Annotated in this window: 22 protein-coding genes and 1 tRNA gene; 14 read left to right on the forward strand and 9 right to left on the reverse strand. The window is 66.7% G+C overall.

Features of this window, described 5'->3' with window-relative positions:
- Both CJZ80_RS13685 and CJZ80_RS13690 read right to left on the reverse strand, forming a co-directional pair.
- On the reverse strand, positions 1-3,669 hold a 3,669-nt coding region (locus tag CJZ80_RS13685), incomplete at its 3' end, for a DUF4347 domain-containing protein (protein ID WP_144037042.1).
- A 503-nt stretch (positions 3,670-4,172) separates the two neighbouring features.
- A tRNA-Val gene (locus CJZ80_RS13690) sits at positions 4,173-4,244 on the reverse strand.
- A 61-nt stretch (positions 4,245-4,305) separates the two neighbouring features.
- On the opposite strand from CJZ80_RS13690, the gene CJZ80_RS13695 reads away from it, so the two are divergent.
- Positions 4,306-4,839 carry a metal-binding protein gene (locus tag CJZ80_RS13695; protein WP_094514434.1) on the forward strand — a complete coding sequence of 178 codons (534 nt, stop codon included), beginning with the start codon at positions 4,306-4,308 and terminating at the stop codon, positions 4,837-4,839.
- Between the two features lie 35 nt (positions 4,840-4,874).
- Positions 4,875-5,789 carry a nucleoside triphosphate pyrophosphohydrolase gene (mazG, locus tag CJZ80_RS13700; RefSeq protein WP_094514436.1) on the forward strand — a complete coding sequence of 305 codons (915 nt, stop codon included), beginning with the start codon at positions 4,875-4,877 and terminating at the stop codon, positions 5,787-5,789.
- 13 nt (positions 5,790-5,802) lie between these two features.
- On the opposite strand, the gene arfB is transcribed toward mazG, so the two are convergent.
- Positions 5,803-6,240, reverse strand: a complete 438-nt coding sequence (gene arfB, locus CJZ80_RS13705) for an alternative ribosome rescue aminoacyl-tRNA hydrolase ArfB (RefSeq protein WP_094514438.1) — start codon at positions 6,238-6,240, stop codon at positions 5,803-5,805.
- Positions 6,241-6,340: 100 nt separating this feature from the next.
- Here arfB and speE point away from each other — a divergent pair, with 100 nt between their 5' ends.
- Positions 6,341-7,234, forward strand: a complete 894-nt coding sequence (gene speE, locus CJZ80_RS13710) for a polyamine aminopropyltransferase (protein WP_094514591.1) — start codon at positions 6,341-6,343, stop codon at positions 7,232-7,234.
- Between the two features lie 92 nt (positions 7,235-7,326).
- A complete protein-coding gene (speB, locus tag CJZ80_RS13715; RefSeq protein WP_233133127.1) occupies positions 7,327-8,202 on the forward strand; it encodes an agmatinase in 876 nt (291 codons plus the stop codon).
- Here speB and CJZ80_RS13720 read toward each other — a convergent pair.
- Positions 8,196-8,555, reverse strand: a complete 360-nt coding sequence (locus CJZ80_RS13720) for a Crp/Fnr family transcriptional regulator (RefSeq protein ID WP_094514594.1) — start codon at positions 8,553-8,555, stop codon at positions 8,196-8,198. The genes speB and CJZ80_RS13720 overlap by 7 nt on opposite strands.
- Before the next feature lie 172 nt (positions 8,556-8,727).
- Entirely contained in the window at positions 8,728-8,919 is a 192-nt protein-coding gene (locus tag CJZ80_RS13725) for a hypothetical protein (protein ID WP_233133118.1), read from the reverse strand.
- 203 nt (positions 8,920-9,122) lie between these two features.
- On the opposite strand from CJZ80_RS13725, the gene gcvT reads away from it, so the two are divergent.
- The 10 genes from gcvT to CJZ80_RS13775 all read left to right on the forward strand — a co-directional run bounded on the left by gcvT (position 9,123) and on the right by CJZ80_RS13775 (position 21,229).
- Positions 9,123-10,277, forward strand: a complete 1,155-nt coding sequence (gene gcvT / locus CJZ80_RS13730; protein WP_094514445.1) for a glycine cleavage system aminomethyltransferase GcvT — start codon at positions 9,123-9,125, stop codon at positions 10,275-10,277.
- Between the two features lie 85 nt (positions 10,278-10,362).
- The gene (aspS, locus tag CJZ80_RS13735) at positions 10,363-12,186 is read left to right on the forward strand and encodes an aspartate--tRNA ligase (protein ID WP_094514447.1); all 1,824 of its coding nucleotides are present in this window, start codon (positions 10,363-10,365) and stop codon (positions 12,184-12,186) included.
- A gap of 103 nt (positions 12,187-12,289) precedes the next feature.
- Positions 12,290-12,775 carry a Dps family protein gene (locus tag CJZ80_RS13740; protein ID WP_094514450.1) on the forward strand — a complete coding sequence of 162 codons (486 nt, stop codon included), beginning with the start codon at positions 12,290-12,292 and terminating at the stop codon, positions 12,773-12,775.
- 118 nt (positions 12,776-12,893) lie between these two features.
- The gene (locus CJZ80_RS13745) at positions 12,894-14,591 is read left to right on the forward strand and encodes a CTP synthase (protein WP_094514454.1); all 1,698 of its coding nucleotides are present in this window, start codon (positions 12,894-12,896) and stop codon (positions 14,589-14,591) included.
- A gap of 48 nt (positions 14,592-14,639) precedes the next feature.
- Positions 14,640-15,284 (forward strand): 7-carboxy-7-deazaguanine synthase QueE, encoded by a 645-nt coding sequence (locus CJZ80_RS13750; protein ID WP_198948325.1) that lies wholly within the window; start codon positions 14,640-14,642, stop codon positions 15,282-15,284.
- A gap of 40 nt (positions 15,285-15,324) precedes the next feature.
- Positions 15,325-16,590, forward strand: coding sequence for a histidine--tRNA ligase (gene hisS, locus CJZ80_RS13755; protein ID WP_094514602.1), 1,266 nt, complete (start codon positions 15,325-15,327; stop codon positions 16,588-16,590).
- A gap of 227 nt (positions 16,591-16,817) precedes the next feature.
- On the forward strand, positions 16,818-18,194 hold the full coding sequence (locus tag CJZ80_RS13760; RefSeq protein ID WP_233133119.1) for a nucleotide sugar dehydrogenase: 1,377 nt from the start codon (positions 16,818-16,820) through the stop codon (positions 18,192-18,194).
- Positions 18,195-19,151, forward strand: a complete 957-nt coding sequence (locus CJZ80_RS13765; protein ID WP_255100317.1) for a UDP-glucuronic acid decarboxylase family protein — start codon at positions 18,195-18,197, stop codon at positions 19,149-19,151.
- Entirely contained in the window at positions 19,148-20,191 is a 1,044-nt protein-coding gene (gene galE, locus CJZ80_RS13770; RefSeq protein WP_094514458.1) for a UDP-glucose 4-epimerase GalE, read from the forward strand. The genes CJZ80_RS13765 and galE overlap by 4 nt, the downstream gene beginning before the upstream one ends.
- A 3-nt stretch (positions 20,192-20,194) precedes the next feature.
- Positions 20,195-21,229 (forward strand): NAD-dependent epimerase, encoded by a 1,035-nt coding sequence (locus CJZ80_RS13775; protein WP_094514460.1) that lies wholly within the window; start codon positions 20,195-20,197, stop codon positions 21,227-21,229.
- Positions 21,230-21,330: 101 nt separating this feature from the next.
- Here CJZ80_RS13775 and CJZ80_RS13780 read toward each other — a convergent pair whose 3' ends face one another.
- Genes CJZ80_RS13780 through psbE form a run of 4 tightly spaced genes read right to left on the reverse strand, consistent with a single transcriptional unit; the run spans position 21,331 to position 22,065 of the window.
- Positions 21,331-21,531 (reverse strand): photosystem II reaction center protein J, encoded by a 201-nt coding sequence (locus CJZ80_RS13780; protein ID WP_094514462.1) that lies wholly within the window; start codon positions 21,529-21,531, stop codon positions 21,331-21,333.
- A 15-nt stretch (positions 21,532-21,546) separates the two neighbouring features.
- Positions 21,547-21,666, reverse strand: coding sequence for a photosystem II reaction center protein L (locus CJZ80_RS13785; RefSeq protein ID WP_006173008.1), 120 nt, complete (start codon positions 21,664-21,666; stop codon positions 21,547-21,549).
- Positions 21,667-21,674: 8 nt separating this feature from the next.
- A complete protein-coding gene (gene psbF, locus CJZ80_RS13790) occupies positions 21,675-21,812 on the reverse strand; it encodes a cytochrome b559 subunit beta (RefSeq protein ID WP_094514464.1) in 138 nt (45 codons plus the stop codon).
- A gap of 4 nt (positions 21,813-21,816) precedes the next feature.
- Positions 21,817-22,065: a cytochrome b559 subunit alpha gene (gene psbE / locus CJZ80_RS13795; RefSeq protein WP_094514466.1), complete on the reverse strand. Its 249-nt coding sequence runs from the start codon at positions 22,063-22,065 to the stop codon at positions 21,817-21,819.
- Positions 22,066-22,119 lie beyond the last annotated feature (54 nt).

Consider the following 22,119-nt stretch of genomic DNA (forward strand, 5'->3'; position numbering starts at 1 on the left):
GCCAGTGCCAGAGACGGTGAAGACCGCGAAGGGCGAGTTTTCGTTGACGGAGATGTTGTCAACAGAGATGGCGCGATCGTCGTCTTTGAGAGCGTTTGGATCGATGTTACCGGTGTTGTTATCCGGGTAGATATTGCCGGTGCCGTCATCAAGGATGGTGGCAGTGCCAGTGGAGAGTGAGCCACCGGTTGGTGTGACGGCGAGCTGGAAGGTTTCCGGACCCTCAAAGGTGTCGTCATCGTTGATGGCAACACGAACGAGAAGGGAGCCGTCGATCAGGTTAACGGTGCCGGAGGTGTAGTCGACCCATTCGGAGCCGTTGAAGTATTGGATCTGGGTATCGGTGTCGGTGCCAAGAGCGGCGTCATTGGTGGCACCGTTGGCATCATTCTGCAGAGCAAGAGTAACGGGCTGCTCGCCAGTGCCAGAGACGGTGAAGACCGCGAAGGGCGAGTTTTCGTTGACGGAGATGTTGTCAACAGAGATGGCGCCGTCATTGTCTATGTTGGTGATGTCAATAACGGCCTTGCGGCCATTAAAGGCAACATCGGACGAGCTACTTGTAGCTGTGATCGTATATGTGATATTGCCGTCAAGGATGACGTCGTTGACGCCTGTGACGGTTACAATCTGGGGTGAGTTCCAATTGGCTGTTGTAAAGGTCAGTGACGTGGTGCTCAGGCTGCCTTCGGTGGCGTCCAGGCCTGTGAGCGTGACGGTGACGGTTGCAGATGGTTGAGCTGAGAGCTGCAGACTAAACGTTGCTGATGTGCCGGATTCATTGGTTGTGAGCGGACCTCCCGTGAGCACGAGGTCTTTGCTCACCACGTTGGTGAACGTTGGACCTCGACTGAAATCGAGCGCGTAGAACGCAGTGCCTGACCCATTGCCGGCGCCTACGGTATAGGTGAGTTGCGACACCTCATCAAAACTGACACGCACGCGATAGTTGTCGCCAGTTGTTGTTCCTGGGAGATCGGTGATATTGCCAGGGCTGCTGCTTGGGTTTGGGGCAAAGCTTGTGGTCGCGCCATTCACTGAAACGGCTAATGCCGTCGAGCTGCTGAGCTCGATGCCGCCGACATCGGTAAACGAAGTGAACTGATTGCCGCCGTTACCGCTGGAGCTGCCGCTTGTGCTGTCAAGGTCATATGAATTAGTAAAGACATTTCTAAGAGTGACGGCTGTGCCATTTGGATTTGTGCCGGCGCTATAACTCCCGCCTTCAATGAATCCCACCGTGAACGAGGCTGAACCCCCGCCGGAGTTCCAGTTGAAGTTTGGCTGAAGGAATCTGGCTGGGGTTCCGCCGAGAGCAGATGTGCTGTAGGGGTTCGAGGTGCTGTCGAACGCAGTCATCGTGCCCGATGTAATCGAGTTGAATCTGACGATTGCGTCGACGACCTGTCCGTCGATCGTGATTACATTCCTGTACAACCATGTTTCGCCGGCTGTGTTGGCGGATCCTGCGATGCGGCGATCGCCGGTGGCGCTTGTATCGTTGACGCTGAAGTCAAGAGGTTGCCCTGCAACGTCGATGAACGAGGCGGCGAGGGAAACAGACTGACTCTCAGTCGCAGAGACGGAGAAGGCGGCAAAGGGTGCGTCTTCGTCGACCGAGATAGAGTTAACAGAAACGGCGCGATCAACACCTTTGGCTGCGTTGTTTATGGCTGTACCGTCTGGATTAAAGATGGTACCGGTGCCATCGCCGACAATGGTGGCGGTGCCTGAGGTGGCACTGCCGCCAGTGGGAGTGGCGGACAGCGTGAAGGTTGTAGATCCCTTAAAGGTGGCGACGTTGAGGATGGGAACGCGGACTAGGAGAGTGCCTTCGTTGCCATTGAGAGCGACAGAGCCAGTGGAGTAGGCAGCCCAGGTGTTGCCGTTATCAGCGGAGACTTCCAGTGTGCTGGTGACATTGCTGTCAGCGCCGGAGGCCGCGGAGCCGCCGTTGGCAAGGGAGAGGGAAACGTCTTGCCCGAATGCGCCATCAACGGTGAAGACGATGAAGGGAGAGGCCTCGTTGACGGTGGGGCTGGTGACGGTGACGACGTTGTCATCGTCCGTGTTGGTGATGTCAATGAGAGCCTTGCGGCCATTGAAGGCAAGGTCGGACGAGCTGCTCTTTGCTGTGATCGTATAGGTGATGTTGCCGTCATGGATGATGTCGTCGACGCCAGTGACGGTTACAACCTGGGGTGAGTTCCAGTTGGCAGTTGTAAATTTCAGGGTAGTGGTGCTCAGGCTGCCTTCGGTGGCGTCTAGGCCTGTGAGCGTGACGGTGACGGTTGCAGATGGTTGAGCTGACAGCTGCAGACTCAACGTTGCCGATGTGCCGGATTCATTGGTTGTGAGAGGGCCTCCCGTGAGCACGAGATCTTTGCTCACCACGTTGGTGAACCTTGGGCCTTGGCTGAAATCGAGCGCGTAGAACGCAGTACCTGAACCATTGCCGGCACCTACGGTGTAGGTTAATTCCGACACCTCATCAAAATTGACACGTACACGATAGTTGTCGCCAGCCGTTGTTCCTGGGAGCGCAGTGATAATCCCAGGGATGTTGGCTGGGTTTGGGGCAAAGCTTGTGGTCGCGCCATTCACTGAAACGACCAATTCCGTTGAGCTGCTGAGCTCGAGGCCGTCGACATCGGCAAATGAAATGAAGCGATTGCCGCCGCTGCCAGTTGGGCTGTTGCTTGAGCTGCCAAGGCCATATGAATTGACAATGACATTCCTAAGGGTGACGGCTGTGCCCTTCGGATTTGTGCCGTCGCTGTAGCTACCGCCTTGAATGAATCTGACCCTGAACGAAGCTGAACCCCCGCTGGAGTTCCAGTTGAAGTTTGGCTGAAGGAATCTGGCTGGCGTTCCGCCGAGGACGGATGTGCTGTATGGGTTCGATTTGCTGTCGAACGCAGTCATGGTGCCCGATGTAATCGAGTTGAAGGTGACGATTGCGTCGACGACCTGCCCTTCGATCGTGATTACATTTCTGTACAACCATGTTTCGCCGGCTGTGTTGGCGGATCCTGCGATGCGGTGATCACCGGTGGCGCTTGGATCGTTGACGCTGAAGTCAAGAGGCTGCCCTGCTACGTCGATGAACCCGCCGAGGCTCCATGGCCACGTCCCTAACTGACTTGGATTGAAGATGGGTGGCAGCGAGTCTGTCCCGTCGTTCGCTGCGCTGACCGACCAGGACTCAAGGTTCATGCCTGCAATTCGCCGCGAGGTTGCTGCGACCTTGGCTCCTGTGAGTTCCTGCAGCAGCGCCACGAAGCCACGGTCAGCGCCCACCTCGCAGCTCCACAAGGCGATGGTGCCTATCTGCCACTGGTTCAACAGATCAGCATTGGCCATCAGGCTGGCCGCATCAATCCAATGGCCGCCGATCTGGATGGCGCCGGGCCGGCCGTGGCCCACCACGTGCAGGGTGCCCACCGGCTGAGACTTAAGCCGGCGATGGCGAAGCTCTTCGCTGATGGTTCGTAGCGGGTTGTGGCAATGTCCCAGCGCCACCAGATCGTGCAGGGCGCTCGGAAGCAGCTCGCCGATTCGGGGGCATAGACCATCCGCCACGATCAGGGATTTGGTGGCGACGGCTGACTGCACCAACGAACGGGTCTGCATCTGGATGGGCACTGCCAAAACATCCTCACCATACATGCAGCAAAACCTCACCAAGCTGTTAGATCTAAGCCATCTTCCGTTAAGCGAGGAAATGGCGAGACAACGTGATCCCGATGCGATTGGGATGATGCAGAGCGGATGTGCGGCCAACACCGCAGGCAGGCGCTCAGAAAGGCCTCATTGTTCGGCCAGCGGCGCACGATCGCGGTGGTCTCCAGCTGGGCGAGACCGGGTCACTAGGTCCTGCGCTGCATCTGCTCCCCTGCCAGCCGTTCGTGCAGCTGCTCGATCAGTCGCTGCAGGCGCTCGGGCTGCAGATGGCCAAGGATTTCACCCTCGGGAGTGGCCTTCGAAGCGGCCAGGTCCAGCTGGCAGCTCTTTCGGCATCGATCAGCAGGCAGGCCTCAGGCACCATTGACAGCGCCCGGCAGTGTGGCCAGGTTGACAGCTCGCCGGGTTGCCACCGACCTGCCAGGGGGCGCCCACGACCGGCCACGTCTTCGCTGGCTCTTTCCTCTCTGGGATTGGCTTTTCTGGGATGGGCGATGCCGGTTTCGAACCAGCGACATCCTGCTTGTAAGGCAGGCGCTCTACCGCTGAGCTAATCGCCCCAGGTGCGCATTCTGGCCGTGTCACCCCCCATGCTGGCAACCATCCGGCGCCCGCACCTCGATGGCCAGTGGCCGCAGCCACGACCGCGCCATCTGCTGGCTATGCGTGCCCTTCGGGCTGCTGTGGTGGCCGTGGCTGGGTCTGGCCGGGGTGGTGAGCGGCTGCAGCGGCTTCCTGGTGGGGGGCTTGTGGCTCTCCCCCGACCTCGACACCGTCTCGCGGCCGCTGCGCCGCTGGGGGCCGCTGGCGGTGCTCTGGTATCCCTATCGCCGCTGCCTGCGGCACCGCTCGATCGCCTCCCACGGTCCGCTGCTGGGCACCGCCCTGCGCCTGGCCTACCTGGCGGTGTGGCTGCTGGTGCTCAGCCTGCTGCTGCAGCCCTTCGGCGCCCCCTCCCCGCGCACACTCGCCGCTGGACTGCAGACGTTATGGAACGTCCACGGCCCGCTGGTGCTGGTGGGCCTGGCCGGGCTGGAAGCCAGCAGCTGGCTGCATCTGCTCCAGGACGGCGACCCCGATGTGCGGCTGCCGCGCCGCTGGCGTCGCCAGCGCCGGCGCCCGCGCGGCGTCAGCGCCCGGTCCGTGAGACGGTGAGGGGCAAGGGCGCTGCGCCCCCCTCATGCCTCGCCATGCCAGCTGAATCCGATCCCAGCGCATCGCGTGAAGTCGCGGCTCTGATCGCCGTGGTGGAGCGCCTGCGCGATCCCGTGCAGGGCTGCCCCTGGGACCTGGAGCAGACCCACAGCTCCTTGATCCCCTACGTGCTGGAGGAGGCCCACGAGGTGGCCGACGCCATCCGCCACGGCGACGACGCCCACCTGCAGGAGGAACTGGGCGACCTGCTGCTGCAGGTGCTGCTGCATGCGCAGATCGCCAGCGAGGCCGGGCGCTTCGATCTGGCCGCGATCGCTCGCGACCTGCGCCACAAGCTGGTGCGCCGCCATCCCCATGTGTTCGCCGCCGCGGCTGAGGCCAACCGGGGCCTGGCCGGCGACAGTGCCGCCGTGCGCCGCAGCTGGGAGGCGATCAAGGCCGAGGAGAAGGAACAGGAGCACCACCGGCAACAAGAGCAGGTCGCTGCCGCCAGCAGTGAGCCCAACACTGGTGAGCCGTTCACCGGCCAGCCCGGCTCGGCGCCGCTCAGTGCCCGCCTGGCCCGCAAGCTGCGTGGTCAGCCGGCGCTGGCCGGCGCCATGACCCTCTCGCGCAAGGCCGCCGCCGCCGGCTTCGAGTGGGAAAGCATGGCGGGCGTGTGGGCCAAGGTGGAAGAGGAACTGGCCGAGTTGCGCGAGGCGGTGGCCAGCGGCGATCGCGCCCATGCCGAGTCGGAGCTGGGCGATGTGATCTTCACGCTGGTGAATGTGGCCCGCTGGTGCGGGCTCGATCCCGACGAGGGCCTGGCGGGCACCAACCGCCGCTTCCTCGACCGTTTCTCCCGCGTGGAAGCGGCCCTGGGCGGGGACCTCAGTGGCCAGAGCATCGAACGGCTGGAGGGGCTGTGGCAGCAGGCCAAGGCGCAGATCCGCGCCGCCCAGGACAGCTGAAGCCGCTGGCGTCTCAGTCGTCGCTGAGCCCCTGGCGGGAACGGCGCTGGCCCTTGATGGCGCTGCGCAGCCGCTTGGCCGTGAGCCGTCGCTCCACGGCCCCGCGGCCCGGCCGGGTGGGGCGACGGGGCGGCGGCGGTGGGGCGATCGCCTCCGCCAGCAGCCTCACCAGCCGGCGTTCGGCGGCCTGGCGGTTCAGCCACTGCGAGCGGTGTTCGGAAGCGGCAATCACCAGCACCCCATCCACCAGGCGCCCCTCCAGCCGGCGCAGGGCCCGCTGGCGCAGCACGGGCGTCAGCGCGCTCGACGAGGCCAGGGCGAACACCAGCTCCACCCGCGAATCGGTGGTGTTCACGCTCTGCCCCCCCGGGCCGCCCGAGCGCGAGAAGCGCCAGCTCAGTTCGGCGGCCGGAATCCGCACCGACGCTGTCACGGTCAGATCAGAAGCCATGGCCCCAGGCTGCCAGAACCCGGCAGGGGGCGCCGGGCGGGCAGGTGCGCCGCGACACCGCCACGGAACGCTTAGCTGGGAAGCAATGCTCCGCTGTGCGATGCCCGATCCCGTCGTCTTCGATCCCACGCCCAGTTCCAGCGCGGCTGCCGGCCCCGGCTGGGTGGATGAGATCCACCAGGGCGTCCGCTACGGCCTGGAGGCCGAGGTGCTGGTGGAGCGCTCCAGTGCGTTTCAGCGCATCACCGTGATCGACAGCCGCACCTACGGCAAGGCCCTGCTGCTCGACGGCTGCTGGATGACGGCCGAGCGGCAGGAACGGCACTACCACGAACCGCTTGTGCACCCTGCCCTCTGCGCCGCTGAGCGGATCGAGCGGGTGCTGGTGATCGGTGGCGGCGATGGCGGCACGGCCCGCGAATGCCTGCGCCACCCGGGCGTGGTGCAGCTCGACATGGTCGAGATCGACGGGGAGGTGGTGGAGCTCTGCCGGCAGCATCTGCCTGGGTTGGGGGGCGGCGCCTGGAGCGACCCCCGCTTCCGGCTCACCATCGGCGACGGCATCGCCTGGGTGGCCGCCGCCGCCACTGCCAGCTACGACGTGGTGATCGTGGATGGCTCCGACCCGGCCGGCCCTGCCGAGGGTCTGTTCAACCGCGCCTTCTTCGAGCACTGCCGCCGCCTGCTGCGGCCCGGTGGCGTGTTCGCCACCCAGAGCGAATCGCCCGAGGCCTTCCGCGCCGTGCACGTGGCCACGGTGCGGCTGCTGCGGGAGGTGTTCGGCCATGCCGATCCTCTCTATGGCTGGGTGCCCATGTACCCCAGCGGCTGGTGGAGCTGGACCTTCGCTGCCACCGACGGACCCCGCTACCGCCGGGCCCTGCCGGAGCGCGCCGCGTCCGTGGCCGAGGGCTGCTCGATCTGGAGCCCCCGCTGGCAGGCCGGTGCCTTCGAGGCGGTACCCGCCGCGATCGAACGGGAGCTGCAGGCATGAGCAACGCCTCTCCCATCGAGCTGTCCGCCGCCGATCCTTCCAGCAGCGAGCCTTCCGCTGCCGAGCTCTTCGCCACCGAGGGGGCGATCTTCATGGCGGCCCGGCGGGATCCGGCTGGCTGCCGCGTCGGCCTGTTCGGCGTGCCCTACGACGGCACCACCTCCTTCCGCCCCGGCACCCGCTTCGGGCCGGCGGCGATCCGGGAGGTGAGCAGCGGGCTGGAAACCTACGACCCGCAGCTGGACCTGGATCTGGAGGATCTGGCCTTCGCCGATCTCGGCGCCGTGGACATTCCCTTCGGAGCGCCCGAGCCGGTGGTGGCGGCCGTGCGCCAGGCCACCGAGGCGGTGCTGGCGCACGGACTGCGCCCGCTGATGCTGGGCGGCGAGCATTCGATCAGCAGCGGCGCGGTGGCGGCGGTGGCCAGCCGCCATCCGGATCTGGTGATGGTGCAGCTCGATGCCCACGCCGATCTGCGTGACAGCTGGCTGGGCACACGCCACAGCCATGCCTGCGCCATGCGCCGCTGTCTGGAGGTGCTTCCCAGTGGCGTGCTGCGCCAGATCGCCATCCGCAGCGGCACACGCGAGGAGTTCAGCGAGCTGCGCCGCACCGGCCGCCTGGTGGGCCGCGCCGGCGGTTGCGGCCTGGCACCGGAGCTGTTGCAGGCGGATCTGGCCGCAGCGCTGCAGCCGCTGCGCGGCCGGCCGCTGTATCTCACCGTCGACCTTGACTGGTTCGATCCGGCCGTGATGGCGGGCACCGGCACACCGGAACCGGGCGGCTTCCTCTGGGGCCACTTCGCCGCCCTGCTGGAGGAGCTGCGCCACCACGATCTGGTGGCGGCAGATGTGGTGGAACTGGCGCCGATGCTTGACCCCAGCGGCTGCAGCGCCGTGCTGGCCGCCAAGGTGACCCGCAGCCTGCTGCTGCTGCTGGGGCGCGAACGCCCCAGTGCGGGTCAGTAGCAATAGGAGCCGCTGGTGCGTTGCTCGCGCAATCGCTCGTGCTGCTGACCGATCAACACCACCGCCAGGGTGGGGTGGTTGTGGAGCAGGTTGAGGAAGCGCAGGCGACCGAGTCGCACCAGCTCCACCGGGGTGCGTGCCAGGGCCTCGTTGCGGAAGAAGCCCCCCCGCCAGACGATGTCCTGGTAACTGAACAGTTCGCCGGGGCGGTAACAGAGCCGCTCGCCGCTGGGATCGATCAACTCAACGATCCCTTTGCGGACGGCGTAGATGGCACTGGCGGTGTCACCGCGTTTGAAAATCGAAGATCCGGTGGGGAGCGTGAGGATGTCTCCGTCCACCTGTCGGGCCATCAGGTCAACCGGGGTCGTGCTGGCAAGAGTGAGCAATCATCTACCTCCTGAAATCGGGGGAAAGAGCCACCCTTTCAGCAGCGGCGCAGGCCGTTGCTGGCAGCAGTGACAGCCCAAGAGCGTAACGTCAACTCACACGCAATCAAGCGTGAAACCGCCGGAATGTGCTCGGCTACACCGAAGCGGGCAGCAGGTCGGTGAGGGCCAGTTGGCGGATGGTCGGTGCCGCCCCGGGGTGTGGATGGCTGTAGGGAAGAATTTCTGACACGGGCAGCCGCGGGCTGCGTGCCGTCCAGTGGTGGCACCAGAGATCAGAGGCCAGCTCCTGATGGATCTCCAGGCGGCGCAGATGGCACCAGCCCATGGCCTCAGCGCTGGGGGGGCTGCAGTGCCGACAGCTGCGGCAGGAGGAACGCTGGCCCATTGCTGGCCGATTTTTGGTTCCTCAAGGTAATGACTGCTGCAGCGCATTAACAGAGAAAGAACCGAACCAGCGGGAAGTCTTCGGATTTGCAGACGCGTCTCCATAGGATCGCGCCACTTCTTTCCCTGGCGAGGCGACAGCCCATGGCCGATCCCTCCGTGCCCGCCGCTCCCCTCAGGCACACGCCCCTGGCCGACGCCTGCCGCGGAGCCGGTGGGCGCATGGTGCCCTTCGCCGGCTGGGAGATGGCGGTGCAGTTCTCGGGGCTGGTGGCGGAGCACCAGGCCGTGCGCCAGCACTGTGGTGTCTTCGACATCTCCCACATGGGGGTGCTGACCCTGCGGGGGGACGGCGTCAAGGACGCCCTCCAGGCGCTGGTGCCCAGCGACCTGCACCGCATCGGCCCTGGCGAGGCCTGCTACACGGTGCTGCTCAATGCGGCCGGCGGCATCCGCGACGACCTGATCGTCTACGACTGCGGGCGCCAGCCCGGGCCGGAGGGCGACGCCGATGTGCTGGTGCTGGTGATCAACGCCGCCTGCGCCGAGGCAGACACCACCTGGCTGCGTTCCCAGCTGGAACCACACGGGATCGTCGTGGCCGACCGCAAGGGGGAGGGGGTGCTGCTGGCCCTGCAGGGCCCGGAGGCCGAAGCCCGGCTGGCCGCCCTCAGCGGCGCCGATCTGACCGGCCTGCCCCGTTTTGGTCACCGCACGTTGCCGTTGGCGGGCAGTGCGGCGGGGGCAGCACGTGGCGCCATGGCGTTCGTGGGCCGCACCGGCTACACCGGCGAAGACGGCTTCGAGCTGCTGCTGGCGGCCGGCCCCGGCCAGGCCCTGTGGCAGCAACTGCTGGCCGAAGGGGTGACCCCCTGCGGGCTCGGTGCCCGTGACACCCTGCGCCTGGAGGCGGCCATGCACCTCTACGGCAACGACATGGACGCCACCACCTCCCCCCTGGAGGCCTCGCTGGGCTGGCTGGTGCACCTGGAGATGCCGGCGGCGTTCATCGGCCGCGATGTGCTCGAACGCCAGACCGCCACAGGGGTGAGCCGCCGCTTGGTGGGCCTGAAGTTGCAGGGCCGGGCGATCGCCCGCCATGGCTACCCGGTGCTGCGCGACGGCCAGGTGGTGGGCGAGGTCACCAGCGGCACCTGGTCGCCCACGCTTGCCGAGGCGATCGCGCTTGCCTATGTACCCGCCGACGCGGCCCGGCCCGGCACGGCGCTGACGGTGGAGATCCGCGGCCGCCAGGAGCCGGCGGTGGTGGTGCGACGTCCGTTCTACCGGCGTCCCTGAGCCGCCCGGGCACTGGCGCGCGAGCCGCTGGGGGCCTGGCGCCTGAGGCCCTGTGGGAAACTCGCCCTTCCCCTCGATTTCCCCCATGCGCAGCCACGGATGCGGCGACCTGCGCAGCGATGCCACGGGCCAGGCCGTGTCGCTGTGCGGCTGGGTGGACCGGCGGCGTGATCACGGCGGTGTGATCTTCATCGATCTGCGCGACCGCAGCGGCACCGTGCAGATCACGGTGGATCCCGATCTTTCCCCCGCCGCGTTCGCCGTGGCCGAGCGGCTGCGCAACGAAACCGTGCTGAAGGTGTCGGGCACAGTGCGCGATCGCCCCGCCGACTCCCGCAACGAGCGGCTCGCCACCGGCGCCGTCGAGGTGCTGGCCGCCGCGATCGAGGTGCTCAACGAGGTGCGGGGCAATCTGCCCTTCCCGGTGTCGGTGCACGACGACACGCCGGTGCGGGAGGAACTGCGCCTGCGCCACCGCTATCTGGATCTGCGCCGCGAGCGCATGAACGGCAACCTGCGCCTGCGCGCCCAGACCATCCAGGCGGCCCGCCGCTTCCTCGAGGCCGAGGGCTTCATCGAGGTGGAAACGCCCGTGCTCACCCGCTCCACCCCCGAGGGTGCCCGTGACTACCTGGTGCCGAGCCGGGTGTGCGGCGGGGAGTGGTTCGCCCTGCCCCAGTCGCCCCAGCTGTTCAAGCAGCTGCTGATGGTGGGTGGCATCGAGCGCTACTACCAGGTGGCCCGCTGCTTCCGCGACGAAGACCTGCGCGCCGACCGCCAGCCGGAGTTCACCCAGCTCGACATCGAGGTGAGCTTCATGGAGCAGGAGCAGATCCTGCAGCTCAACGAACGGCTGATCGCCACGATCTGGCGTGCCGTCAAGGGCATCGAGCTGCCCAGCCCCTTCCCCCGGCTCACCTGGCAGGAGGCGATGGACCGCTACGGCACCGACCGGCCCGACACCCGCTATGGCCTGGAGCTCACCAACGTGAGCGACATCGTGGCCACCAGCGGCTTCAAGGTGTTCTCCGGCGCCGTGGCCGCCGGTGGAGCGGTGAAATGCATCGCGATCCCCGGCGGCAACGACGCGATCAGCAACGTGCGCATCAAGCCCGGCGGCGACGTGTTCTCTGAAGCCACCACCGCCGGCGCCGGGGGCCTGGCCTTCATCCGCGTGCGGGAGGGGGGCGAGATCGACAGCATCGGCGCCATCAAGGACAACCTGAGCGCCGAGGGCAAGGCCGAGCTGCTGCGCCGCACCGGCGCCGAGCCCGGCACCCTGCTGCTGTTCGGTGCCGGCGACACCGCCACAGTGAACAAGGCGCTCGACCGGGTGCGCCAGTTCCTGGCCCGTGAGCTGGGTCTGGTGCCCGCCAGCGGCGCCGGCGGCGCCTGGAACTTCCTCTGGGTGGTGGATTTCCCGATGTTCGAGTTCAACGCTGAGGAGAACCGGCTTGAGGCTCTGCACCATCCCTTCTGCGCGCCCAATGCCACCGATCTCGGCGCCGATCCGGCCGGCTGGTCCACGGCCCTGCCCACCGCCCGCGCCCAGGCCTACGACCTGGTGCTCAACGGCCTGGAACTGGGGGGTGGTTCGCTGCGCATCCACGACGCCGCCCTGCAGAAACAGGTGCTGCAGACGATCGGCCTGCCGCTGGAAGAGGCCGAGCGGCAGTTCGGCTTCCTGATCGAAGCGCTCGACATGGGCGCCCCGCCCCACGGCGGCATCGCCTTCGGTCTCGATCGCATGGTGATGCTGCTGGCGGGTGAGGAGTCGATCCGCGACACGATCGCCTTCCCCAAGACGCAGCAGGCCCGTTGCCTGCTCACCCAGGCCCCGGCCGACGTGTCCATGAAGCAGCTGGACGAGCTGCATGTGGCCAGCACCTGGGTGGCGGAGGAGGGCTGAGCCCGCAGCGGCCGCCAATGTTTCCCACGGGCTGTGGCGTTGTTGCCGCAGGCCGTATCCCCACGGCTAGAACGAGGTTCCCACCTCTCCCCCGAACGCCCCCATGGCCGTCACCGCTCCTCCGATCGACATCGGCATTCCTGAGAGCCAGCGGCTGCAGATCGCCGCTGGCCTCGGCAACGTGCTGGCCGATTCCTACGTGCTCTACGCCAAGACCCACGGCTTCCACTGGAACGTCACCGGGCCGATGTTCAACACGCTCCACCTGATGTTCATGGACCAGTACACGGAGTTGTGGACGGCCCTCGACCTGATCGCCGAGCGGATCCGTGCCCTCGGTTGCCCGGCCCCCTACGGCGGCGCCACCTATGCGGGCCTCTCCTCGATCCCCGAAACCGAAGGTGTGCCCACCGCCCTCGCCATGGTGCGCGAGCTGGTGGAGGGCCACGAAGCGGTGGCTCGCACGATCCGCTCGGTGTTCACCGTGGCTGATGAGGCCAATGACCAACCCACCGCCGACCTGCTGACCCAGCGCCTGCAGATCCACGAGAAAACCGCGTGGATGCTGCGCAGCCTGCTGGAGGGCTGAGTCTCGCGGTGGTGGCGCAGGCCGTGTTGCCCGCGCAGCGGGCCTGGTGGCGGCGGCTTCAGTGCGGGCGGAGGACGCTCGATAGATTGATGTGTCCGCCAGTGCCTGCTCCACCCCCATGGCGAAGTTCGTGTTCGTGACCGGCGGGGTGGTGTCGAGCATCGGCAAGGGCATCGTGGCGGCCAGCCTCGGGCGGCTGCTCAAATCCCGTGGCTACAGCGTTTCGATCCTCAAGCTCGACCCCTACCTGAACGTGGATCCGGGCACGATGAGCCCGTACCAGCACGGCGAAGTGTTCGTCACCCAGGACGGCGCTGAGACCGACCTTGACCTGGGCCACTACGAGCGCTTCACCGACACCGCCATGTCACGCCTCAACAGCGTGACCACCGGCTCCATCTACCAGGCGGTGATCAACAAGGAGCGCCGCGGCGACTATGAAGGCGGCACCGTCCAGGTGATTCCGCACATCACCCGGGAGATCCGCGAACGCATCCACCGGCTGGCCGCCGACAGCGGCGTGGATGTGGTGATCACAGAGATCGGCGGCACCGTGGGCGACATCGAATCTCTGCCCTTCCTGGAGGCCATCCGTGAGTTCCGCGGCGATGTGGGCCGCCACGACCTGGCCTACGTGCACGTCACCCTGCTGCCCTACATCGGCACCTCCGGCGAACTCAAGACCAAGCCCACCCAGCACTCGGTGAAGGAGTTGCGCTCGATCGGCATCCAGCCCGATCTGCTGGTGTGCCGCAGCGACCGGCCGATCAGCGAGGAGCTCAAGGCCAAGATCGGCGGCTTCTGCGGCGTGTCCACCCACGCGGTGATCGAAGCCCTGGATGCCGACAGCATCTACGCGGTGCCGCTGGCGATGGAGCGCGAGGGGCTCTGCCGCGAAGTGCTCGATGTGCTCGGCCTCGACGACCACAGCAGCGACATGGCCCGCTGGGAGGAACTGGTGCGCAAGCTGCGCAACCCCGGCCCACCGGTGAAGGTGGCCCTGGTGGGCAAGTACGTGCAGCTCAACGATGCCTATCTCTCGGTGGTGGAGGCGCTGCGCCACGCCTGCCTGGAGCAGGACGCCTCCCTCGATCTGCACTGGGTGAGCGCCGAGCAGATCGAAACCGAAGGGGCCGATGCGCTGCTGCAGGGCATGGATGCGGTGGTGGTGCCCGGCGGCTTCGGTAACCGCGGCGTCGATGGCAAGGTGGCGGCGATCCGCTGGGCGCGAGAGCAGCGCGTGCCGTTCCTCGGGCTGTGCCTGGGCATGCAGTGCGCCGTGATCGAGTGGGCGCGCCACCTGGCGGGCCTGGAAGGGGCGACCAGCGCCGAGATCGATGCCGATGCAGCCCATCCCGTCATCCACCTGCTGCCCGAACAGCAGGACGTGGTCGACCTGGGCGGCACCATGCGCCTCGGCGTCTATCCCTGCCGCCTGCAGCCCGGCACCATGGCCGAACGGCTCTATGGCGAAGCGGTGGTGTACGAGCGGCACCGCCACCGCTACGAGTTCAACAACGCCTACCGCAATCTGTTCCTCGACTCCAACTTCCGCATCAGCGGCACCTCGCCTGATGGCCGCCTCGTGGAGCTGATCGAGCTGGAAGGCCACCCGTTCTTCACCGCCTGCCAGTTCCACCCCGAGTTCCTCTCCCGGCCCGGCCGCCCCCATCCGCTCTTCCGTGGCCTCGTGGAAGCGGCCCAGTTGCGCCATGCCGCCGGCAGCGCCAGTGAGGCCGCGGCCAGCGAGGCGGCTCTTGCCGCCCTGGAGCGTTCCCAGCCCGACCCAGTTGCCGGTCTGCCCGTTTCCCCTTGAGTCTGTTCTCCTGAGCCTTTCCCGTTGAGCCTTGCCCTGCCCGTGGCCATGACTCCGCCGGCGTCCGCTGCCCTGCCGGTGGTGGAAACCTTCCACTCGATCCAGGGGGAAGGAAGCCACGCTGGTCGCAGTGCGTTCTTCCTGCGGCTGGCGGGCTGCACAGTGGGTTGTCCCTGGTGTGACACCAAGGGCTCCTGGCCGCAGCAGGCCCATCCGCTGCAGCCCCTGGCGGCGCTGGCGGCGGAGATGACCGCGGCGGCGGCGGCCGGAGCGGCCTTTGTGGTGATCACCGGCGGAGAACCGCTGCACCACGACCTCACGGCCCTGTGCGCCCAGCTGCGCGGCGCCGTGGATCCGCCGCTGCCCCTGCACCTGGAAACCAGCGGTGTCGATCACCTCAGCGGCCATTTCGACTGGATCACCCTCTCGCCCAAACGCCACCGGCCGCCGCTGCAGGAGCTGCTCAGCTGCTGCGACGAGCTCAAGGTGGTGGTGCACGAGCCCGACGACCTCGCCTTCGCCACCGCCATGGCCGCGGCGGCCCGGCAGGAGCGGCACACGGCTCCGCCCCAGCTGCTGCTGCAACCCGGTTGGCAGAGCAGCCAGGGGCGGGCGCTGGCCTTGGAGTTCGTGCGCGCCAGTCCCGACTGGCGGCTCAGCCTGCAGAGCCACAAGTGGCTGGGGGTGCGCTGAGCGGCGATCCCGCAAACTGTCCCCAGACCTGGACATGGGCGTGGAGAAACTGCAGAGCCTGCGCGGCATGGTGGATCTGCTGCCGGCGCAGCTGCCGGTCTGGCAGCACGTGGAGGCGGTGGCCCGCGATCACTTCCGCCGTGCCGGGCTGAGTGAGATCCGCACGCCGCTGCTGGAGGTCACCGAGCTGTTCGCCCGGGGCATCGGCGAGGCCACCGATGTGGTGGGCAAGGAGATGTACAGCTTCGAAGACCGGGGTCAGCGCCGCTGCACGCTGCGGCCGGAAGGCACCGCCTCGGTGGTGCGGGCGGTGCTGGAGCACGGCCTGCTCAGCCAGGGCCCGCAGCGGCTCTGGTACGGCGGCCCGATGTTCCGCTACGAACGGCCCCAGGCCGGGCGTCAGCGCCAGTTCCACCAGATCGGCCTGGAGTTTCTCGGTGCTACCGATCCCCGCAGCGATGCCGAAGCGATCGCGATCGCCTGGGATCTGCTCACCGCCCTGGGCGTCAGCGGCCTGGCGCTGGAGCTCAACTCCCTGGGCGATGCCAGCGACCGGGCGGCGTACCGGCAGGCGCTGGTGGGCTGGCTGGAGCAGCGGCGCGAGCAGCTCGACCCGGAGGCGTGCGAGCGCATCGCCACCAACCCGCTGCGCATCCTCGACAGCAAGAACCCGGCCACCCAGGCCGTCCTGGCGGACGCGCCGCTGCTGATCGACCACCTCAGCGCGGCGAGCCGCCAGCGCTTCGAGCAGGTGCGCGAGCTGCTCGATCGCCTCGCGATTCCTTACCAGCTCAACCCCCGCCTGGTGCGCGGGCTCGACTACTACGCCCACACGGCGTTCGAGATCACCAGCGATCAGCTGGGTGCCCAGGCCACCGTCTGTGGCGGCGGCCGCTACGACGGGCTGGTGGAGCAGCTGGGCGGGCCAGCCACAGCGGCGATCGGCTGGGCGATCGGCATGGAGCGGCTGGTCGTGCTGCTGGAGCGTGCCGGTGCGACCGGCGCCGCGGCGCCGGTGCCGGCGGTGTACGTGGTGAGCCGCGGGCCCCTGGCGGAAGCGATGGCGCTCGATCTCGCCACGCAGCTGCGGCGCCGGGGCCAGGCGGCGGAGCTGGATCTCTCCGGTGCCGCCTTCGCGCGGCAGCTCAAGCGCGCCGACCGCTCCGGCGCCCCCTGGGCGGTGGTGATCGGCGAAAGCGAAGCGGAACAGGGCCTGGTGCTGCTGAAGAATCTGCTGGGCGGCGGTGCCGAGCAGCGGCTCAGCCCGTCGGCCGTTCTTGCCCAGCTCGCCGGATCCGCCGGCTGACTGGATCAGCCGGTTCACCAGTGCCCGCCGGCCCGGATCACCCCGTCGACCTGAACACCAGAGCGACCGGATCAGCAAGTTGACTCCGCAACGGCAAGAGGCCCGGCCAGCGGGGATAATTTCCGGAACAGGATGAATGGATTCAGGGTGAGCCGTTGGACGTAGTGCATCCGCCCGAGGTTCGCTCCATCTGCTGCATCGGTGCCGGGTATGTCGGCGGGCCGACGATGGCGGTGATTGCCGATCGCTGCCCGCACCTCCAGGTCACCCTGGTGGACCTCAACGCCGCCAGGATCGCCGCCTGGAACGACCCGGATCTCGCCAACCTGCCGGTCTATGAGCCGGGACTGGCGGAGGTGGTGGGCCGCTGCCGCGGTCGCAATCTGCACTTCACCACCGAGGTGGATGACGCCATCGCCAGCGCCGACATGGTGTTCCTCTCGGTGAACACCCCCACCAAGACCCGCGGTCTGGGAGCGGGGCAGGCCTCCGACCTGCGCTGGATCGAAGCTTCGGCCCGCCAGGTGGCGGCGCAGGCCACGGGCCACACGATCGTGGTGGAGAAAAGCACCCTGCCGGTGCGCACGGCCGAAACGATCAAGCAGATCCTGATGGGATCCCAGAGCCTGGCCGGCGGTGCCAGTCCGGGCGGCGAGTCCGGCCTGGAGGCGAAAACCTTCTCGGTGCTCTCCAATCCGGAATTCCTGGCAGAGGGCACCGCCATTCGCGATCTTGAGCATCCCGACCGGGTGCTGATCGGTGGCGAAGACCCTGCAGCGATCGCCGCGCTGTCGGCCATCTATGGCCATTGGGTGGACCCGGAGCGCATCCTGCACACCAACCTGTGGAGCAGCGAGCTCTCCAAGCTCACCGCCAACGCCTTCCTGGCCCAGCGCATCTCTTCGATCAACGCCGTGGGTGCGCTGTGCGAGGCCACTGGCGCTGACATCACCGAAGTGGCGCGGGCAATCGGCAGCGACTCGCGCATCGGCATGAAGTTTCTCGCCGCGGGCCCCGGCTTCGGCGGCAGTTGCTTCCAGAAGGACATTCTCAACCTTGTCTACCTCTGCCGCCATTACGGCCTCGACGACGCTGCCAGCTACTGGGAGCAGGTGGTGGTTTTCAACAGCTGGCAGCAGCAGCGCATTGCCCGACTTGTGGTGAGCCGGCTGTTCGGCACCGTGAGCGGTAAGCGCCTGGCGGTGCTGGGTTTCGCCTTCAAGGCCGACACCAACGACACCCGCGAGTCACCGGCCATTGCGATCTGCCGTGGTCTGCTTGAGGAAGGGGCTCACCTGGTGATTCACGACCCCAAGGTGGCCACCACCCAGATCAGCGCCGATCTGGGCCGCCCACCCGATGCCTGCGAGCGTGGCTTTGCCGATGACGGCAAGTGGCAGCGGGCGGAAACCCCACTGGAGGCCGTGACGGGCGCCGATGCGGTGATCGTGCTCACTGAATGGGGCGCTTACCGCACGCTTGACTGGCCGGCGATCGCCGCCGCAATGCGACGGCCGGCCTGGCTGTTCGACGTGCGTGACATCACCGACACCGCAGCGGCACGACAGGCTGGTCTGCAAGTGTGGTCCGTGGGCAAGGGCTGAGTGACGGCACCTGTGGCTTCAAGGCGCAACCTGGTGACCGGTGGCGCCGGCTTTCTCGGTTCCACCCTGGTGGACCGGTTGATGGAAGCTGGCGAGGAGGTGATCTGCCTCGACAACTACTTCACTGGCACCAAGGTCAACGTCGCCCGCTGGATCGGGCATCCCAGCTTCGAGCTGATTCGCCATGACGTGACCGAGCCGATCCTGCTGGAGGTTGACCGGATCTGGCACCTGGCTTGCCCCGCTTCGCCGCGGTACTACCAGGCCAACCCGATCAAGACCGCCAAGACGAGTTTTCTCGGCACCTACAACATGCTGGGTCTGGCCCGCCGGGTCGGAGCCCGCTTGCTGATGGCCAGCACCAGCGAGGTGTATGGCGATCCGGAAGTGCATCCACAGCCCGAGAGTTATCGCGGTTGCGTGAACACCACCGGCATTCGCTCCTGTTACGACGAAGGCAAGCGCATTGCCGAGGCGCTCTGCTTCGATTACCACCGAATGCATGGCACGGAGATTCGCGTGGCGCGCATCTTCAACACCTACGGACCGCGCATGTTTTCTGATGATGGCCGTGTGGTGAGTAACTTCGTGGTCCAGGCCTTGCGCGGTCAACCCCTTACCCTGTACGGCGACGGAAGCCAGACCCGCAGCTTCTGCTATGTCGATGATCTTGTGGAAGGATTGATTCGCTTAATGAACGCGAACCATAATGGACCGATCAATATCGGCAATCCAGGTGAATTCACCATCCGCCAGCTGGCTGATCTGGTGCGCGCTCGCATCAACCCATCGCTGCCCTTTGTCTATCTGCCGCTGCCGCAGGATGACCCGCTCCAGCGCCAGCCGGTGATCGACCTGGCCCGCCGCGAACTGGGCTGGGAACCCAAGGTGTCCTTGGAAGAGGGGTTGGACCCCACGATCGCCTACTTTCGCCGCAGCCTGGGGCTCGATTCATGACCCTGCTTGTGACTGGAGGGGCTGGCTACATCGGCAGCCATACGGTGCGTGCCCTGCAGCAGGCGGGCCACCGGCCTGTGGTGCTCGACAACCTCGTGTATGGGCACCGTTCCATCGTGGAAGAGGTGCTGCGAGTGCCGCTGGTGCAGGGCCAGGTGGGTGATCGTGCCTTGATTGAGGCCTTGCTCAGCGGCCGCCATCCCGCCTGCGGCGGTGTGCCAGTGCGTGCTGTGCTGCATTTCGCCGCCTATGCCTATGTGGGCGAATCGGTTCTGGATCCTGCCAAGTATTACCGCAACAATCTCGGCGACACCCTCACCTTGCTCGAAGCGCTCGTGGAGCCGGTGCGCACCGGCCAAGGGCCGGCCATTCCGATCGTGTTCTCCTCCACCTGCGCAACGTATGGCAGCCCGGAGACGGTGCCGATCACGGAGGACACCCCCCAGCGGCCGATCAATTCCTATGGACGCAGCAAGTGGATGGTGGAGCAGATGCTGGCAGATTTCGCGGCCGCCTATGGGCTGCCCAGCGTGATCTTCCGCTATTTCAATGCGGCCGGCGCTGATCCGCACGGTGACCTCGGCGAAGACCACGACCCCGAAACCCACCTGATCCCGCTGGTGCTCGATGCGATTTCCGGCCGGCGCGAGAGCATCAAGATCTTCGGCACCGATTACCCCACCCCCGATGGCACCTGCCTGCGGGATTACATCCACGTCAGTGATCTGGCCGACGCCCATGTGCTGGGCCTTGAGCATCTTCTGGCCGGCGGGGCGCACCAGCCGGTTGAGCCGTTGATCTTCAACCTCGGCACGGGCACGGCCTTTTCGGTCCAGGAGGTGCTCACCGCGGCCCAGGAGGTCACGCAACGCCCGCTCACCGCCGTGGTGGCGCCGCGCCGGCCTGGCGATCCGCCGACCCTGGTGGCCAGCGCGCAGAAGGCCCGGCAGGTGCTGGGCTGGGAGCCCCGTTACCCGGATCTGCGCGAGATCATCGCCCACGCCTGGGCGTGGCACCAGCGCACCGGACCCACCCCCTGAACCATGGCGTCACCCGTGTTGCCTCCAGCTGGACCCATCCTCGTGACTGGCGCTGCCGGGTTCATTGGCGCGGCGCTCTGCGAGCGCCTGCTGGCCCGTGGCGAACGGGTGATCGGCCTCGACAACCTCAACAGCTACTACGACCCGGCCCTCAAGCAGGCACGGCTGGCCCGGCTTGAGCGCAGCGATGGCTTCCGGTTTCACCGCCTGGATCTGGAGAATGGGGAGGCCATGGCGGCGCTGTTCGCGGCCGAGCGCCCCGCACGGGTGGTGCATCTGGCCGCCCAGGCGGGGGTGCGCTACTCGCTGGAGAACCCCGCCGCCTACATCCAGAGCAACCTGGTGGGGTTCGGCCACATCCTGGAGGGGTGCCGCCATCACGGCGCCGGCCACCTTGTGTATGCCTCCAGCAGCTCCGTGTATGGCGGCAACCGCCGCATGCCCTTCGGCGAGCAGGACGCGGTCAACCATCCGGTGAGCCTGTACGCGGCCACCAAGAAGGCCAACGAGCTCATGGCGCACACCTACAGCCACCTCTATGGGCTGCCCGCCACCGGTCTGCGCTTTTTCACCGTCTATGGCCCCTGGGGCCGGCCGGACATGGCCCCGATGCTGTTCGCCCGCGCCATCCTGGCCGGCGAGCCGATCCGGGTGTTCAACCACGGCCGCATGCAGCGGGATTTCACCTACATCGACGACATCGTTGAGGGGGTGGTGCGCTGCCTCGATAAACCGGCCACCGCCGATCCGCTCTTCGACCCACTGGGCCCCAATCCCGCCACCGCGGCGGTGCCCCACCGGGTGTTCAACATCGGCAACAGCCAGCCCACGCCTCTGCTCGAGTTCATCGGGGTGATGGAGGCGGCACTCGGCACCCCGGCGATCCAGAGCCTGGAGCCGATGCAGCCTGGAGACGTGGAGGCCACCGCTGCCGACACCGCCGCCCTCGAGGCTTGGGTGGGCTTTGCGCCCCACACCCCGATCACAGAGGGTGTGGCCCGCTTCGCCCACTGGTACCGCAGCTACTACCAGGCCTGAGCGGTTCCGCTGGAGCCGCCCAAAGAAAGGCGCAGGAAGGAAAAGCACAACAAAAAAAGCGGGCCCTCGGGCCCGCGAAGCTTGAAGCCGAGCAGGGGGAATCAGGCCGAACCCACACCCACATAGGAGCCGTAGAAGAACAGGCCGACCACGAAGATCACGGCGATACCGCCGGCGGTGGCCACCAACCAGAGGGGAAGAACCCCTTCGGTCCAGCGGCTCTTCCAGGCCACGGCCGGTCGGCCGTCAGGCAGGCGATCGGGAATGCGACCGTCAGGTAGTGCGGATTTCTTGCCGCTCATGGCTGAATCTCCCGATCAGTTGAAGAAGTAGCTGGTGAACAGAACGCCGATGACGAACACAAACAGCAGGCCCAGATAAAGGCTGGTGCGGTTGAGTTCGACCGGCAGATTGTTCGGGTTGGGATTGCGCTGCATGGCGGAAATCAGCGGCGGACGAATTGCATGGCCGCCAGGGCTCCCAGGAAGAAAACCGTGGGGATGCCCAGCGCATGAACCGACAACCACCGCACCGTGAAGATGGGGTAGTTGCGTGGCGTGGTGGAGACAGAAGACTGGGTCATGGCGTTACTTGAGGCGCAGGTCAAGCTGGCTCTTGCCCTCGTAACGCTGGCTCACCACCGGTGCCTTGGCTTCCTGGGGTTGGAAGTAGGCATCGGGGCGAGGCGTTCCGAAGGCGTCGTACGCCAAGCCAGTGGAGACGAAGAGGAATCCGGCCAGGAAGATCGCCGGCAAGGTGACGGCGTGGATGACCCAGTAGCGGATGCTCGTAATGATCTCGAAGAACGGGCGTTCCCCGGTGGAGCCGGCAGCCATAGCAGCGGGCAAATCAGCTACGGAATCTTAAGGGTCGGGCTGTGACCGGCGAGA

The organism is Synechococcus sp. MW101C3, from assembly GCF_002252635.1.
GTDB lineage: Bacteria > Cyanobacteriota > Cyanobacteriia > PCC-6307 > Cyanobiaceae > MW101C3.